The following is a 13,823-nucleotide window of genomic DNA, read 5'->3' as shown; positions in this document are numbered from 1 at the left end:
CCGGGGCTCGCCTGACGGCGGGTGGTCAGGGCACGATGACGATCTTGCCCCGCACGCTGCGGTTCTCCAGGGCCGCGAAGGCGGCCGCTGCCTCCTCCAAGGGGTAGATGCGCCCCACTCGTGGAGTGATCACGCCATCGGCGAGGTACGCGGTGAGCTCGCGCAGGACGCCGTCGGACTGCGCGCCCTGTCTGATGACCGTCAGCCCCCGCTGGTCCGCCTGGGCCTGGTCGATCTCACCACTGACGCTGACGAGCGTGCCGCCGCGCCTGAGGATGCCGTAGGCCTTGTCCAGAGAGGCGCCGCCCACACCGTCGAGGACGGCGTCGAAGTCGCTGAGATGCTCGGAGAAGTCACTGCTCGCGTGATCGAACACCTCGTCTCCGCCCAGCGCGCGGGCGAGGTCGACACCGTCTCCGCTGGCGGTGGTGGCGACGTAGGCACCGAGGTGCTTGGCCAGCTGGACGGCTGCCGAACCGACGGCGCCCGAGCCACCGCTGATGAAGACCCGCTGCCCGGGCTGCACTTTCAGGCTGTGATCGATCGCCTCGACGGCGGTCGTTCCGGCAACCGGCATCGACGCGGCATCGACGAAGTCCAGGCCCACGGGGATCGGTGCGAGATTATCGGCCTGGACAAGGGCTTGCTCGGCGATCGCACCGCTGCCTCCCAGCAGCGTGTACGCGTTGCCGTAGACGCGGTCGCCGACGGCGAACTCGGTCACGTCCGGCCCGACGCCGGCGACCACGCCCGCCACATCGCCGCCGAGGGTCGCGGGGAACCGCAGAGGCATGAGCGCCTGGGCGTATCCGGCGCGGAGCGTCGCATCGAGCGGGTTCAGCGCCGCGGCCTCGACATCGATGAGGACCTGTCGGGCGACGGGGGCTGGTAGCGCCACCTCGGCGATGGTCAGGACGCTGTTGTCGCCGTACTCGGTGATCTGCAGAGCGCGCATGGGCGTGGCTCCTTTCGTGGGATCGGGTAGGAGGTGAGGCAAGGGGACGCAGAGACCGGGGCCTGCTCGGTCACGCCCCCGGATTCTCGGACGAGAGCAGTCCGACCACCTGGTCGAGGGCCTGGCCGTAGATGGCCACCGACTGGGCGCCGGACACCGCGAGCCGGCGGCCGAACACCATGAACGGCACCCCCTGCGCGCCCAGCGCGGCGCCTTCGGAGGCGTCGGCGCGGACGGCATCGGCGAACTCGTCGCCGTCGAGGATCGAGTTCACGCGGTCGCCGTCGAGGCCGAGAGACTCCGCCACGTCGACGACGACGTCCGCATCGTAAGGGTCGATCTCGCCGGAGAAGAACCGATCCTGGACCTGCGAGAAGAACTCGAGCCCCTTGCCCGTCTCCTCGGCGAAGTGCATCACGCGGTGCAGGTCGAACGTGTTGGCGTTCATGCGGTCGAGGTCGAACGCCAGCCCTTCGCTCTTCGCGATGCCCTGGATGCGCTTCTCCGCCTCGAGGACGACCGCAGGATCACCTCCGTGCTTGCGCATGAAGACGGCGGCGATCGGCTCCGGCTCTTTCGGGGAATCCGGGTTGAGTTCGAACGATCGGATCCTCAGCTGAAAGCGGCCCGCGTCGGGCCGGTCTTCGATTGCGCGCTGAAGCCGGTGCTTGCCGACATAGCACCAGGGGCACCCGAGGTCCGCCCAGACCTCCACGACGACGGGGCGCTGTCCGGCTGCGCTGCTCTGCTCCACTTCAACACCTCACTCTTTGTTCGTAACCCCATTGTGAGTGTGATTGTCGAGCCGTACAAAAGGCACCTTGAAGTGCGCCCACCGCCGGAGACGACAGAGCAGGGCCTCCTGGCCAACGGAGCCTCGGCAGCCGGAGACGACAGAGCAGGAAGGGACCACCCTCCGGGCGGTCCCTTCCTGCTCGTGCCCCCGACAGGATTCGAACCTGCGACCTGCCCTTTAGGAGAGGGCCGCTCTATCCGACTGAGCTACGAAGGCGCAGCACCAGTCTAACGATCCGGCGTGCGCCCTATGCGGCCATCGCCAGATAGGGCTCCCAGCGGGGGTCGGTGCGCTCGGAGCCGCGCACCGTCCATCCCGTCCCGCGCGGCGGCGCAGGGGTGAGCCTGAGCGCCCACCCCATCTCCTGGGGCGTGCGGTCGCTCTTGACGTTGTTGCAGCGCAGGCAGCACGCGACGAGGTTCTCCCAGGAGTTCTTGCCGCCGCGGGAGCGCGGCAGCACGTGGTCGATCGTGGAGGCGGACTTCCCGCAGTAGCCGCAGCGGTTGCCGTCGCGGCGCAGCACCCCTCGTCTCGTCACCGGCGCGTACCGGGTTCTCGGCATCCGCACGTAGCGACTGAGCACGATCACGGCGGGCCGGTCGAAACGCGCGTTCGCCGCCCAGACCGGATCGTCGTCGACGCATGCGACGACCGACGCCTTCTTGTTCATCACCAGGACGAGAGCGCGTCGGAACGACACGATCGCGAGCGGTTCGTACCCTGCGTTGAGCACCAGTGTGCGCATCCTGCATCCCTTCGATTCGCCCGGGACGGCTTCCCGGGCTCTCGACCGTGCGCAGGCGGAGGGTCCGCTGGATACGAAAACGGCGCTGTCTACGAGAGACAGCGCCGTGAGCGCACGGGTGATCCGTGCAGATCCAGCGGGCAATGCCGAAGGACGAGTCGACCGAGTGCATCCGTGGTTCGGTGTCCCGGTATTCGTCCCATCGTGTTCCTCCGCCCTTGCGACGACGGACTCAGGCTAACCCATGGGCCGACGACGAGGCGGGGAACATCCGGTGAACGCCGCCCGTGTCGGCTCGCCGACCGCGCGGCTCCGGGCACGCCGAGAGGACGCGAGGAGAACCCGTGCCGGTCGTTCGCCGGGCTCAGAGCACGTTGGCCTGGAGCCAGGCGAGCGGGTCGATCTCGGTGTTGTTGATCAGCACCTCGAAATGCAGACAGGATCCGGAGACCCAGCCGGTGTTGCCGACCTCGCCGAGGTACTGCCCCGCGGTGACGCACTGCCCGACGGAGACCGCACGGTAGCTCATGTGGCCGTACAGCGTGGAGAGCGCACCCGAGCCGCTGAGGGCCGGGTGGGAGATCTGGACCGTGTCGCCGTACCCGCCGTAGTCGCTCTGCGAGATCTGCACGCAGCCGTCCGAGATCGCGTAGATGGGGGTGCCGATCGGCGCGGCGAAGTCCTGTCCCATGTGGCTGCGGCCGGTCCGGGCGGCACCGAAGCCGTCGCTCAGCGTGTAGCTGCCGGCCGCCATCGGGTAGATCACCTGTCCGGGCAGGGCGATGGACGGCATGCTCGTGCGGACCGAAGCAGTGGTCGGCGACGAGAGGGACGCGAGGGCGGCGGCCTTGGCGGCCTCGAGGGCGCGTGCGGCCTCTTCGTCGGCCTTCTTCTTCGCGATCTCGTCGGGCGTGGTGGCGGTGAACTGCTCGCGCGTGCTCGGCGCCTGCGTCGCCTCGGAGGCGACGACGATGGACTGCGCGTTGTGCGCGGCGAGCTGCTGCGCGGTGGCCGGGGATGCTCCGGCCGAGGCGGGCGCCCCGGTGACCAGGGCGGGAAGCGCGATCGCCGTCACGAGCGCCCCCACGGCGGCGAGGATCGCCACCGTGCGCAGCGGTCGCACCACGGATCGCCCGACCGACCTCTCCCGCGTTCTCACGCGTGCCGTCTCGGACGTCGAGGTCTGCTCGAGTTCTCCAGCCACAGGGCTTCCTCCAGGCCTCGGCGCGAGCGCCGGTCCGTCCGAATTCGCATGCACGACGACCTGCGCCGTGCTCGGGTGACCGTGACGGTGACGAACCGGGAGGCTACCGCCACGGTGATCGACGGCGGGCTTCTCGCCGACGACCTCCCTGACGTTACCCGATCGTGATGATGCTGTCACCCCTCGATTCCCAGGAACATCTCCGGGCATGCCCCCGAGCACACGGGATCCGCGGTCGGCAGGCGACGGGATCCGCGGTCGGCGGGCGACGGGATCCGCGGTCGGCGGGCGACGGGATCAGCCGGCGTTGGCAGCCAGCCAGGGCTCGGGGTCGATCACGGAGCCGCCGATGCGCACCTCGAAGTGCAGGTGGGATCCGTAGGAGTTGCCGGTGTTCCCGACCAGGCCGATGAGCTGTCCCGCCGAGACCTGCTCTCCGGCCTGCACCATCCGGCTCCCGTAGACCATGTGCCCGTAACGGGTCTCCACCATGGTGCCGTTGATGTTGCTCATGATCATGATCGAGACGCCGTACCCGCCGATGCTCTCGGCCGAGGCGGTCACGGTGCCGGCGGCCGCGGCGTAGATCGGGGTGCCCTCGGGCGCGATCATGTCCCAGCCCTCATGGCCGCGACCGGATCCGGGCCCCTCGCCGGGCGTGAAGCTCGTCACCGGGTAGCGGACGGCCCCCGAGCCCGGCGCCACCAGGGCGAGACCGGCGATGGAGGGGCGCGAGGCCGACGCCACGGTCGCGGCGGCGGCCGCGGCGCGGGCGGCCGCGGCCTCCTCCGCCTTGCGCTTCTCGATCTCGTCGGGAGTCGTCGCGGTGAACTGCTCGCGTGCGCTCGGCGCCTGCGTCGCCTCGGAGGCGACCACGATGGACTGCGCGTTGTCGGCCGCCAGCTGCTCCGTGGTCACGGGGGCGGCCGTGGCCGGCCCGCTGGCGGAGGCGAAGGCGGGGAGCGCGATGGCGGCGACGAGCGCGCCGACGGCACCCAGGATGGCAACGGTGCGCACGGGACGCACCAGCCCGGCGGCTCGGGAGCCTGCCGGCGAGCGGTCGGGCGTCGCGGCGGTCTTCGTCTCGATCGTGGTCTCAGGCAAAGTCTGTCCTCCGGCCTCGACGCGCTGCCGCGTCGGTCCGTCGTCGTGCGTTCGGTCCGCACAGGGCGCGGACACACGTCTGTCCGCGGCGGCGACGGACCGAGGAGGCGAGCGCCGTGGACTCCGTCGGCGGGTAGGACGACGGCCCTTTCGACGCTACCGGAAAGTCACGAACGCGTCACACCGACCTAGGGATCCGCTGAACGTTGATTTCCCGCGGATTCCGGGCCCGGCACTCAGGTGATGCCCAGGCTGCGGCGGACGCCGGCTCCCGCGCGGAGCACTCCGGCGACGACGACGCTCAGGCGACGAGGAAGATGTGCGACGCCAGCTCGACGGGCAGCTCGAGCCCCTCGTCCTTGCCGTCGACCTCGATGAGCACGTAACCCTCGTTGAAGCGGAACCGGCCGCGCGCCCCCGGGACGACCCCCGCGTCGCGCAGCTGCTCCAGCAGCTCCGGATCCACCTGCGCCGGCTCCGCGAGTCGGCGCACGGTGCCCTCGGTCGGGGTGCCCGCGGTGTTCATGTGCTCGACGAGACCGATGACGCCCTCGTCGAAGGTGCGCGCCGGGGTGCCGCCGAGCTGGTCCAGCCCCGGGATCGGGTTGCCGTACGGCGACTCCGTGGGGTGCCCGAGGAGCTCGACCAGGCGCCGCTCCACCTGCTCGCTCATCACGTGCTCCCAGCGGCAGGCCTCCTCATGGACGTAGGCCCAGTCCAGCCCGATCACGTCGGAGAGCAGGCGCTCGGCGAGACGGTGCTTGCGCATCACGTCGACGGCCTTCCGGCGGCCGGCGTCGGTCAGCTCGAGGCGGCGATCCTCCGAGACGACGACCAGGCCGTCGCGCTCCATGCGGCCGACCGTCTGCGACACCGTGGGGCCGGAGTGCCCGAGGCGCTCGGAGATCCGGGCGCGCAGCGGCACGATGTTCTCCTCCTCGAGTTCGAGGATGGTGCGGAGGTACATCTCCGTGGTGTCGATCAGATCGGCCATGGATCCCCCTGGTGGTCGTGCCGCCTCTGCAGGCGCTGGCTGTTAGGCAAGCCTACCTTCTGCGGGTGTGCACCGGCTCTGCACGGGCCCGGCGCGCACGACGGGGGTCGCGTGCCTGGCCGCGCAGGATCCTCGTTCCCCCGCGCACGGACCGTCGCGCGGCGTCACACGGTCGCGGGCGCCCCCGCGCCGACACCTAGAATCTGTGCATGGCGATCGAGATTCCCCGCGAACTTCTGCCCGTCGACGGCCGCTTCGGCTGCGGTCCGTCCAAGATCCGCCCGGAGCAGGTGAGCGCCCTCGCGGCCGTGGGATCGAGCCTGCTGGGCACGTCGCACCGGCAGGCGCCCGTCAAGGGTCTCGTGCGCAGCGTGCGCGAGGGCCTGGCGTCGCTGTTCCGCCTGCCCGAGGGCTACGAGATCATCGTCGGCAACGGCGGATCCACCGCCTTCTGGGACGCCGCCGCGTTCGGCCTCATCGAGAACCGCAGCCAGAACCTCGTCTCGGGCGAGTTCGGCGGCAAGTTCGCCAAGGCCGCGAAGACCCCGTGGCTGCAGGCGCCCGACGTCCGCAACGCCGAGCCCGGATCCCGCGCCGAGGCGGAGGTCGTCGAGGGCGTGGACGTCTACGCCTGGCCGCACAACGAGACGTCCACGGGCGTCGCCTCCCCGATCCGCCGCGTCGCCGCAGAGGGGGCGCTCACCGTGATCGACGCGACGAGCGCCGCGGGCGGCATCGACTTCGACGTCACGGAGACCGACGTCTACTACTTCGCCCCGCAGAAGAACCTCGGCTCCGACGGCGGCCTCTGGTTCGCCGCGGTGTCCCCCGCGGCGATCGAGCGGATCGAGCGGATCGCGGCCTCCGACCGGTACATCCCGGAGTTCCTCAGCCTGAAGAACGCCCTCGACAACTCTCGCCTCGATCAGACGCTGAACACTCCGGCACTGACCACGCTGCACCTCCTCGACTCCCAGCTGCAGTGGATCAACGGCAACGGCGGACTCTCCTGGGCCGCCGGCCGCACGAACGAGTCGTCGCAGGAGCTCTACCGCTGGGCCGAGGCGTCCTCGGTCGCGACCCCCTTCGTCGCGGACCCGGCCGACCGCTCCCCGGTCGTCGCCACGATCGACTTCGACGATTCCGTCGACGCCTCCGCGATCGCCAAGACCCTGCGCGCGAACGGCATCGTCGACACCGAGCCGTACCGCAAGCTCGGCCGCAACCAGCTGCGCATCGCGACCTTCGTCTCGATCGAGCCGGACGACGTGCGTCAGCTCATCCGCTCGATCGACTACGTGCTGGAGCACCGGGACGCCTGAGCCCCGGACGGAGCACCGCGTTTCGTCTCACTCCGGCTTCGCCGGTGCTCGCTCAACGACCCCGACCTGCAGCGCTGCCGACCGGGGTCGTTGAGCGAGGACGCCGCAGGCGACCGAGACGAAACGCGGCCACGAGGGAGGAGACTCACTCCTCCTCGGCGTCGTCCTCTTCGTCCTCTTCGGTGTCGTCGGCGTCGTCCTCTTCATCGACGTCGTCGTCCTCGGAGTCGTCGGCGTCCGCCGCGGACTCGTCGAGCTGGTCGATGTCCACGCCGTCGAGATCGCCCGCGTGCAGGCGGGGCGCGTCGTCGTCCTCATCGAGATCGTCGTCCAGGTCGTCCTCATCGAGGTCGTCGACGTCGGACTCCCCCTCGAGATCCTCGCCGGCAAGCTCCCCGGATCCTTCGGCGGCATCGTGCTGCGCCGAGGCGGCGAGCTCGGCCTGGTGCGCGCGGTAGTCGGCGAGACGCTCGGCCCACGGCACCCACTCCGGTGCGAGGAGCGCGCCGTCGCCCGGCAGCAGCTCGGCCTCGAGCACGGTCGGCTCCTCGTCGCCGACCTGCGCGACCGAAACGGTCCAGTACCAGCCCGGGTAGCCCCCCAGGCGGTTCTCGAAGCGCAGCGAGATCACGCCGTCGACCTCGGGCAGATACCCCGCGGCCGGTCCGACCGACGCCGCCGGAGTGATCTCATGCAGGGCGGCGAGCGCCAGATCCCGCGCCCCGAGCAGACGCTCGTTCGCGGGCAGCACGGCGACGGGCTCATCGGCCGAGAACTGCTTCTCGACCGCGGGGGCGACGGCGTCCACGACGGGCGCGTCCGTCGCGGACACCGCCTGCTCGGCGTCGCTCTCAGGCATCGAAGTCCTCGGCCACGTTGCGCAGCACGGCCGCGATCTTGCGCCCGTGGCTGGAGGAGGGGTAGCGGCCACGGCGAAGATCGCCGCCGATGCCGTCGAGCAGCTTCACGAGATCCTCGACGATCACGGCCATGTCGTCCGCCGGCTTGCGCTTCGTCTTGGCGAGGCTGACCGGGGCTTCGAGCACGCGGACCGACAGCGCCTGCAGGCCGCGCTTGCCGTCGGCGACGCCGAACTCGACGCGGGTGCCGGCCTTGACCGCGGACCCGGCGGGGAGGGACGTGGCGTGCAGGAAGACGTCCTGGCCGTCATCCGTGGTGATGAAGCCGAACCCCTTCTCGTCGTCGTAGAACCTGACCTTGCCGGTGGGCATGGGAGAAACCTCGCTGCATCGTTCGGGACGAAAGGATCCGGGGGATCCGATCGGGTGGAGTGCGGAAGCCCGCACCCACCAGCCTACCGGTCGCGGGGCGGGTAGGCTGGGACGGATGAGCACACGGCCGCCAGCCCCCGAACCGGAGATCCGCCCGATCGACCGGTACCTCACCTTCGGCGCGCTGACGCTCGCGGCCCTCTCGGTCGTCTGCTTCTTCGCGATCATCATCGGCACCGCGGTCGGCATGAAGCAGGCCGACTTCGCGCACGGCGCCTGGCCGGTCGTCGGCGTCTTCCCGTTCTGGGGTCTGCCGATCGCCTTTGTCATGATCATCGCGCTGCTCATCATGAGCTCCGTGCGGAGAGGCCGCGCAGCCCGGCGTTCCTGACGCCCTGCGAGCTGTTCTCCCATGAGCACCCACGCGCGCCTTCTCGCCGAGGCGCTGTCCGCGCGCACGGACGCACAGCTCGCGGCACTGTTCCGTCATCGGGACGTGCGTCCCGATGCGTCCTGGAACGACTTCTTCGACGCGGCAGAGGCGCTGCTGGATCCGTCCTCCGTCGCGAAGGCCCTTCCCCGGCTGACCCAGGCCGAGGCGGTCGGCCTCTCGGCCGCTGCGGCGGGAGCCGACCCCGGCGGCGCAGCGGACGCGCTGCGCGCCCTCGCCCTGCTCCCGCCCTCGGACGGCGGTCTGCCGCCGTCGATCGCCGCCGCCGTGGCGGGGCGCGGACTCGCAGAGCCGCACCCGACGGGCCCCGCGCCGGAACCGGACGAGGCCGCCGTCGCCCGTGCGGCCGAGCGGGCCTTCACCACGGTCGCGACGCTCGCCGATGCGCTGCTGCTGGCCGAGGAGAGCCCCCTCGCGCTGCTCGCCGGCGGGACGGTCGGGCTGTCCGAGAAGCGCCGTCTCATCGAACGCGGGATGCCCGACGACCCGGCGCTCCTCGACGATGTGCTGGCGCTCGGCGCCGAGGCGGGTTTGCTGCTCGCCGTCGAGCGCACGCTGCGACTGTCGGATGAGGGCGCCGCCTGGCTTCGGCTGGCGGGTCCGGAGCGCTGGGCGCGGCTGGTCGCCGGCTTCCGCGCGGCGCTGCCCTCCGCGCTGCGGACGCACGAGGGCGGCTGGACGCCGATGCTCTCCTGGGCGGACGAGCACCCGTGGGATCCGGCCTGGCCGGACCGCGCCGACGCGCTGATCCGCCAGGCGCGCCTGCTCGGGCTCCTCGCCGACGGCCCGGACGGCGCCACGAGCGCGTCGGGCGCCGAGACCCCCTGGGCTCGGGCTCCCCGGCTCGGCGCGGATCCGGATCCGCACCCGCTGAGCGCCTTTGTGCCGGCCGAGGTGGACCGGATCTTCCTGCAGAACGACCTGACCGCGATCGCCCCGGGGCCGCTCCTCCCCGCGCTCGACCTGCGCCTGCGCACGATGGCGGCGCGGGAGTCCGCGAGCCAGGCGTCCTCCTACCGGTTCACGGCGGACACCCTGAGCGCGGCGCTCTCCTCCGGGGAGACCGAGGAGGGCGTGCTGGCCTTCCTCGAGGGCATCTCGCTGACGGGCGTGCCACAGCCGCTGCGCTACCTGCTCGCGCAGAGCGCCAGCAGGCACGGACAGGTGCGGGTCGGAACGGATCCGGAGACCGGCCGCACTCAGGTGCGCAGCGCCGATGAGCATCTGCTGCAGGCGATCGGCGTGGACCAGGCGCTGCGGCCGCTCGGGCTCGTGCCGGAGACGACCGTGCGGGGCGACGCCGTGCTGGCGACGCGCGTGAACCGCGACACGGTGTTCTGGGCGCTCACGGATGAGCACTACCCCGCCGCGCTCGTCGACGCCGACGGCGCCGTCGAGCGGCCCGTGCGCACCACGGTGGCGAGCGCGCCGGCGGCCCGCGATGACACGGAGGTGTACGCGGCGCTCATCGCCCGCCTGCGGGCGGCCCGCGAGGAGGACGCCGACGCGGCCTGGCTCGAGCGCGAGCTGGAGCACGCGGCGAAGCAGCGCGCCGTCCTCGCCGTGGAGGTCGCGATGCCCGACGGCACCGCGCGCGAGCTCGTGCTCGAGGTCACCGGCTTCGGCGGCGGCCGTCTGCGCGGACGCGACCGGGCGAGCGATGTCGAGCGCACCCTGCCGATCCGCTCGATCCTCTCCACCCGCGCGATCGAGGATCCGGCTTCCTGAACCGCACCCCGGGGGCGCCGAGCGAGCCGCACCCCGGGGAGGACCGATGGCTCCCCGGACCGGTAGACTGGGCCGCTATGTCTGATGGCCCGCTGATCGTCCAGAGCGACCGCACCGTGCTGCTCGAAGTCGCGCACGCCGACGCCGAGAGCGCCCGCCATGAGCTCGCGATCTTCGCCGAGCTGGAGCGCGCGCCCGAGCACATCCACACCTACCGGATCACCCGGCTGGGCCTGTGGAACGCCCGTGCGGCCGGCCACACCGCCGACGACATGCTGGACACCCTCGACCGCTGGTCCCGGTTCCCGGTGCCGCCGTCGGTGTCGGTCGACATCCGCGAGACCGTGAACCGCTACGGCCGTCTCGTCATCGAGCGCGACGACGAGGGCGTGCTGATCCTCCGCTCCACGGATCCGGCGGTGCTCACCCAGGTCGCCGGGAACAAGCGGATCCAGCCGCTGCTCATCGGCCATCCCTCGGCCGACACCTACGTCGTGGACGCGTGGGCGCGCGGGCAGATCAAGCAGGAGCTGCTGAAGATCGGCTGGCCCGCCGAAGACCTCGCCGGCTACACGCCGGGAACGCCGCACGAGATCACCCTGGCCGAGGACGGCTGGACGATGCGTCCGTACCAGCAGGACGCCGTCGACGCGTTCGCGAAGGACGGATCCGGCGTCGTCGTTCTCCCCTGCGGCGCCGGCAAGACGATCGTCGGCGCCGGCGCGATGGCCGCGACCAAGACGACCACGCTGATCCTCGTCACGAACGCCGTCTCCGCGCGGCAGTGGCGCGACGAGCTCATCAAGCGCACCAGCCTCACCCCCGAGGAGATCGGCGAGTACTCGGGGCAGGTGAAGGAGGTCAAGCCCGTCACGATCGCGACCTACCAGATCCTCACCGCGAAGCGGAAGGGCCAGTACGCGCACCTGTCGCTGCTGGACGAGATGGACTGGGGCCTCGTGGTCTACGACGAGGTGCACCTGCTGCCCGCCCCCGTGTTCAAGCTGACCGCCGACCTCCAGGCGCGCCGCCGGATCGGCCTGACCGCCACGCTCGTGCGCGAGGACGGCCGCGAGGGCGACGTGTTCAGCCTCATCGGTCCCAAGCGCTTCGACGCGCCGTGGAAGCAGATCGAGGCACAGGGCTTCATCTCCCCCGCCGCCTGCTACGAGGTGCGGGTCGACCTGCCGCCGGACGACCGGCTCGAGTACGCCGCCGCGACCGACGACGAGCGCTACCGCCTCGCCGCCTCGGCGCCCGCGAAGATCACCGCCGTGCGGGAGCTCATCGCGAAGCACCCCGGCGAGCGCATCCTCGTGATCGGGCAGTACCTCGATCAGCTCGAGGAGCTGTCCGAGGCGCTGAACGCCCCGTCGATCACGGGGGCGACGCCGGTCGACGAGCGCGAGCAGCTGTACCGTCAGTTCCGCGAGGGCGAGATCGAACTGCTCGTGGTGTCGAAGGTCGCGAACTTCTCGATCGACCTGCCCGAGGCGTCGGTCGCGATCCAGGTGTCCGGATCCTTCGGCTCCCGGCAGGAGGAGGCGCAGCGGCTCGGGCGCCTGCTGCGCCCGAAGCAGTCCGGCCACACGGCGAGCTTCTACACGCTCATCGCCCGCGACACGGTCGACCAGGACTACGCGCAGAACCGCCAGCGCTTCCTCGCCGAGCAGGGCTACAGCTACACGATCATGGACGCGCACGAGCTCGAGGCCGCCTGACCCCGAGGCGACGTGCGGCCTCAGTCGCGGGGCTCCTCCCCCGGTCTCAGGCCGCACCGCCAGCACGGCGCGGAGAGGTCGTCGATCAGCGCCCCGCATTCCGGGCACACCCGGGAGAGCCAGCAGGCGGCTTCGCCTCCCCGCTCATCGTCAGTCATATCCGGATGCTCCGTCGCGATGACCGCGAGACCGACGCTCAGGTCTGCGGGATGACCGTCAGCACCCGCGCCGTGAACTCGGCGAACGCCGTCATGAACTGACGCAGGAACTCCGCGGTCCCCGGCGTCGTGACCCGTCCGTCGTCGTCGATGAGGCCGGGCGAGTAGTGGATGTAGGCCTCGGGTGCGGTCATCTGACGGGCGTTGAGGAAGCCCAGGGTTCCGCGCAGCGACTGCTGCCCCACCGCGGTGCCGATCGCCCCCATCGAGGCGCCGACGACGCCCGTCGGCTTGTGCGCCCACACGTTCTGCCCCCAGGGCCGGCTGCCCCAGTCGATCGCGTTCTTCAGCGGTCCGGGCAGCGACCGGTTGTACTCGGGCGTGACGAACAGCAGCGCATCCGCGCTCGCGACCTGGGCCTTGAAGTCGAGTGCGACCTGCGGATAGTCGACGTCGAAGTCGCGGTTGTACAACGGAAGGTCGGCATAGGAGATGTCGAAGAACTCGAATCCCTCGGGCGCGAGAAGGGTCAGCGCGTGCGCGAGACGGCGGTTGATGGACTCCTTGGAGAGGCTGCCGACGATGACGCCCACCCGGTAGGGGCCCTCGTGCTCGATGATGTCGATCTTCATGGCTTCACTCTGCACCCGGAGCCGGTGCTTCGCCAGGGAAAAGGTCGCAATCAGCGCGAACACGGATCCGGTCACCATAATGGGGGCATGACTGAAGCGCGCATCCTGGTCGTCGACGACGAACCCAACATCCGCGATGTCCTCTCCACGGGCCTGAGCTTCGCCGGTTTCTCGGTGAAGACGGTGGCCAACGGCGCGGCCACCATCTCGGCCGTGCTCGAGGAGGAGCCAGACCTCATCATCCTCGACGTGATGCTGCCCGACATGAACGGGTTCAGCGTGACCAAGCGCCTGCGCGGCGCCGGCTTCACGGCGCCGATCCTCTTCCTCACGGCGAAGGACGACACCGAGGACAAGATCGAGGGACTCAACGCGGGCGGCGACGACTACGTCACCAAGCCCTTCGCCCTCGACGAGATCGTCGCCCGCGCACAGGCGATCCTCCGCCGCACCATGCAGGCCGACGAGGAGTCGATCATCCGCGCCGGCGAGCTGTCGATGGACCAGGACACGCACGACGTGTTCGTCGGATCCAGCCCGATCGAGCTCAGCCCGACGGAGTTCAAGCTGCTGCGCTACCTCATGCTCAACCCCAACCGCGTGTTGTCGAAAGCGCAGATCCTCGACCACGTCTGGGAGTACGACTTCAACGGCGACGCGGGCATCGTGGAGAGCTACATCTCCTACCTGCGCCGCAAGATCGACCCGCACACCGAAGAGCCCGTGATCCAGACCAAGCGCGGGTTCGGCTACATGCTCAAGGTGGGGAAGACCGCGTAGC

At 70.8% G+C, this 13,823-nt stretch carries 14 protein-coding genes and 1 tRNA gene; 5 read left to right on the top strand and 10 right to left on the bottom strand.

Annotated elements, in window-relative coordinates:
* Nucleotides 1-25 precede the first annotated feature (25 nt).
* From J8G10_RS14405 to J8G10_RS14375, 7 genes are all read right to left on the bottom strand, one after another.
* Nucleotides 26-955, bottom strand: a complete 930-nt coding sequence (locus J8G10_RS14405; protein WP_251446268.1) for an NADP-dependent oxidoreductase — start codon at nucleotides 953-955, stop codon at nucleotides 26-28.
* A 70-nt stretch (nucleotides 956-1,025) separates the two neighbouring features.
* Nucleotides 1,026-1,709: a DsbA family oxidoreductase gene (locus J8G10_RS14400; RefSeq protein WP_251446265.1), complete on the bottom strand. Its 684-nt coding sequence runs from the start codon at nucleotides 1,707-1,709 to the stop codon at nucleotides 1,026-1,028.
* 184 nt (nucleotides 1,710-1,893) lie between these two features.
* A tRNA-Arg gene (locus tag J8G10_RS14395) sits at nucleotides 1,894-1,967 on the bottom strand.
* 31 nt (nucleotides 1,968-1,998) lie between these two features.
* Nucleotides 1,999-2,496 carry an HNH endonuclease gene (locus J8G10_RS14390; protein ID WP_251446262.1) on the bottom strand — a complete coding sequence of 166 codons (498 nt, stop codon included), beginning with the start codon at nucleotides 2,494-2,496 and terminating at the stop codon, nucleotides 1,999-2,001.
* Nucleotides 2,497-2,860: 364 nt separating this feature from the next.
* Entirely contained in the window at nucleotides 2,861-3,655 is a 795-nt protein-coding gene (locus tag J8G10_RS14385) for a M23 family metallopeptidase (RefSeq protein ID WP_251446259.1), read from the bottom strand.
* A 342-nt stretch (nucleotides 3,656-3,997) separates the two neighbouring features.
* Entirely contained in the window at nucleotides 3,998-4,804 is an 807-nt protein-coding gene (locus J8G10_RS14380) for a M23 family metallopeptidase (RefSeq protein ID WP_251446256.1), read from the bottom strand.
* Between the two features lie 301 nt (nucleotides 4,805-5,105).
* A complete protein-coding gene (locus tag J8G10_RS14375) occupies nucleotides 5,106-5,798 on the bottom strand; it encodes a metal-dependent transcriptional regulator (RefSeq protein ID WP_251446253.1) in 693 nt (230 codons plus the stop codon).
* Nucleotides 5,799-6,007: 209 nt separating this feature from the next.
* Here J8G10_RS14375 and serC point away from each other — a divergent pair, with 209 nt between their 5' ends.
* Nucleotides 6,008-7,120, top strand: a complete 1,113-nt coding sequence (gene serC, locus J8G10_RS14370; protein WP_251446250.1) for a phosphoserine transaminase — start codon at nucleotides 6,008-6,010, stop codon at nucleotides 7,118-7,120.
* 145 nt (nucleotides 7,121-7,265) lie between these two features.
* Here the strand turns inward: serC and J8G10_RS14365 are convergent, their stop codons facing one another.
* Nucleotides 7,266-7,979, bottom strand: coding sequence for a DUF3027 domain-containing protein (locus tag J8G10_RS14365; protein ID WP_251446247.1), 714 nt, complete (start codon nucleotides 7,977-7,979; stop codon nucleotides 7,266-7,268).
* Nucleotides 7,972-8,352 (bottom strand): cold-shock protein, encoded by a 381-nt coding sequence (locus tag J8G10_RS14360; RefSeq protein ID WP_251446244.1) that lies wholly within the window; start codon nucleotides 8,350-8,352, stop codon nucleotides 7,972-7,974. Before J8G10_RS14360 ends, J8G10_RS14365 begins: the two co-directional genes overlap by 8 nt.
* A gap of 115 nt (nucleotides 8,353-8,467) precedes the next feature.
* Between J8G10_RS14360 and J8G10_RS14355 the strand changes: the two genes are divergently transcribed.
* From J8G10_RS14355 to J8G10_RS14345, 3 genes are all read left to right on the top strand, one after another.
* On the top strand, nucleotides 8,468-8,743 hold the full coding sequence (locus J8G10_RS14355) for a multidrug ABC transporter ATPase (protein ID WP_251446241.1): 276 nt from the start codon (nucleotides 8,468-8,470) through the stop codon (nucleotides 8,741-8,743).
* 21 nt (nucleotides 8,744-8,764) lie between these two features.
* Nucleotides 8,765-10,531, top strand: a complete 1,767-nt coding sequence (locus J8G10_RS14350) for a helicase-associated domain-containing protein (protein WP_251446238.1) — start codon at nucleotides 8,765-8,767, stop codon at nucleotides 10,529-10,531.
* 77 nt (nucleotides 10,532-10,608) lie between these two features.
* Nucleotides 10,609-12,252, top strand: coding sequence for a DNA repair helicase XPB (locus J8G10_RS14345; RefSeq protein ID WP_251446235.1), 1,644 nt, complete (start codon nucleotides 10,609-10,611; stop codon nucleotides 12,250-12,252).
* A 196-nt stretch (nucleotides 12,253-12,448) separates the two neighbouring features.
* Here the strand turns inward: J8G10_RS14345 and J8G10_RS14340 are convergent, their stop codons facing one another.
* Nucleotides 12,449-13,042, bottom strand: a complete 594-nt coding sequence (locus tag J8G10_RS14340; protein ID WP_251446232.1) for an NADPH-dependent FMN reductase — start codon at nucleotides 13,040-13,042, stop codon at nucleotides 12,449-12,451.
* An 87-nt stretch (nucleotides 13,043-13,129) separates the two neighbouring features.
* Between J8G10_RS14340 and J8G10_RS14335 the strand changes: the two genes are divergently transcribed.
* On the top strand, nucleotides 13,130-13,822 hold the full coding sequence (locus J8G10_RS14335) for a response regulator transcription factor (RefSeq protein ID WP_251446229.1): 693 nt from the start codon (nucleotides 13,130-13,132) through the stop codon (nucleotides 13,820-13,822).
* The last annotated feature ends 1 nt before the right edge of the window (nucleotide 13,823 follow it).

Origin of the sequence: Microbacterium sp. USTB-Y (assembly GCF_023703415.1) — a bacterium.
Lineage (GTDB): Bacteria > Actinomycetota > Actinomycetes > Actinomycetales > Microbacteriaceae > Microbacterium.
Note: the sequence above shows the minus strand (reverse complement) of the source record. Positions and strands in the feature narration are given on the sequence as shown.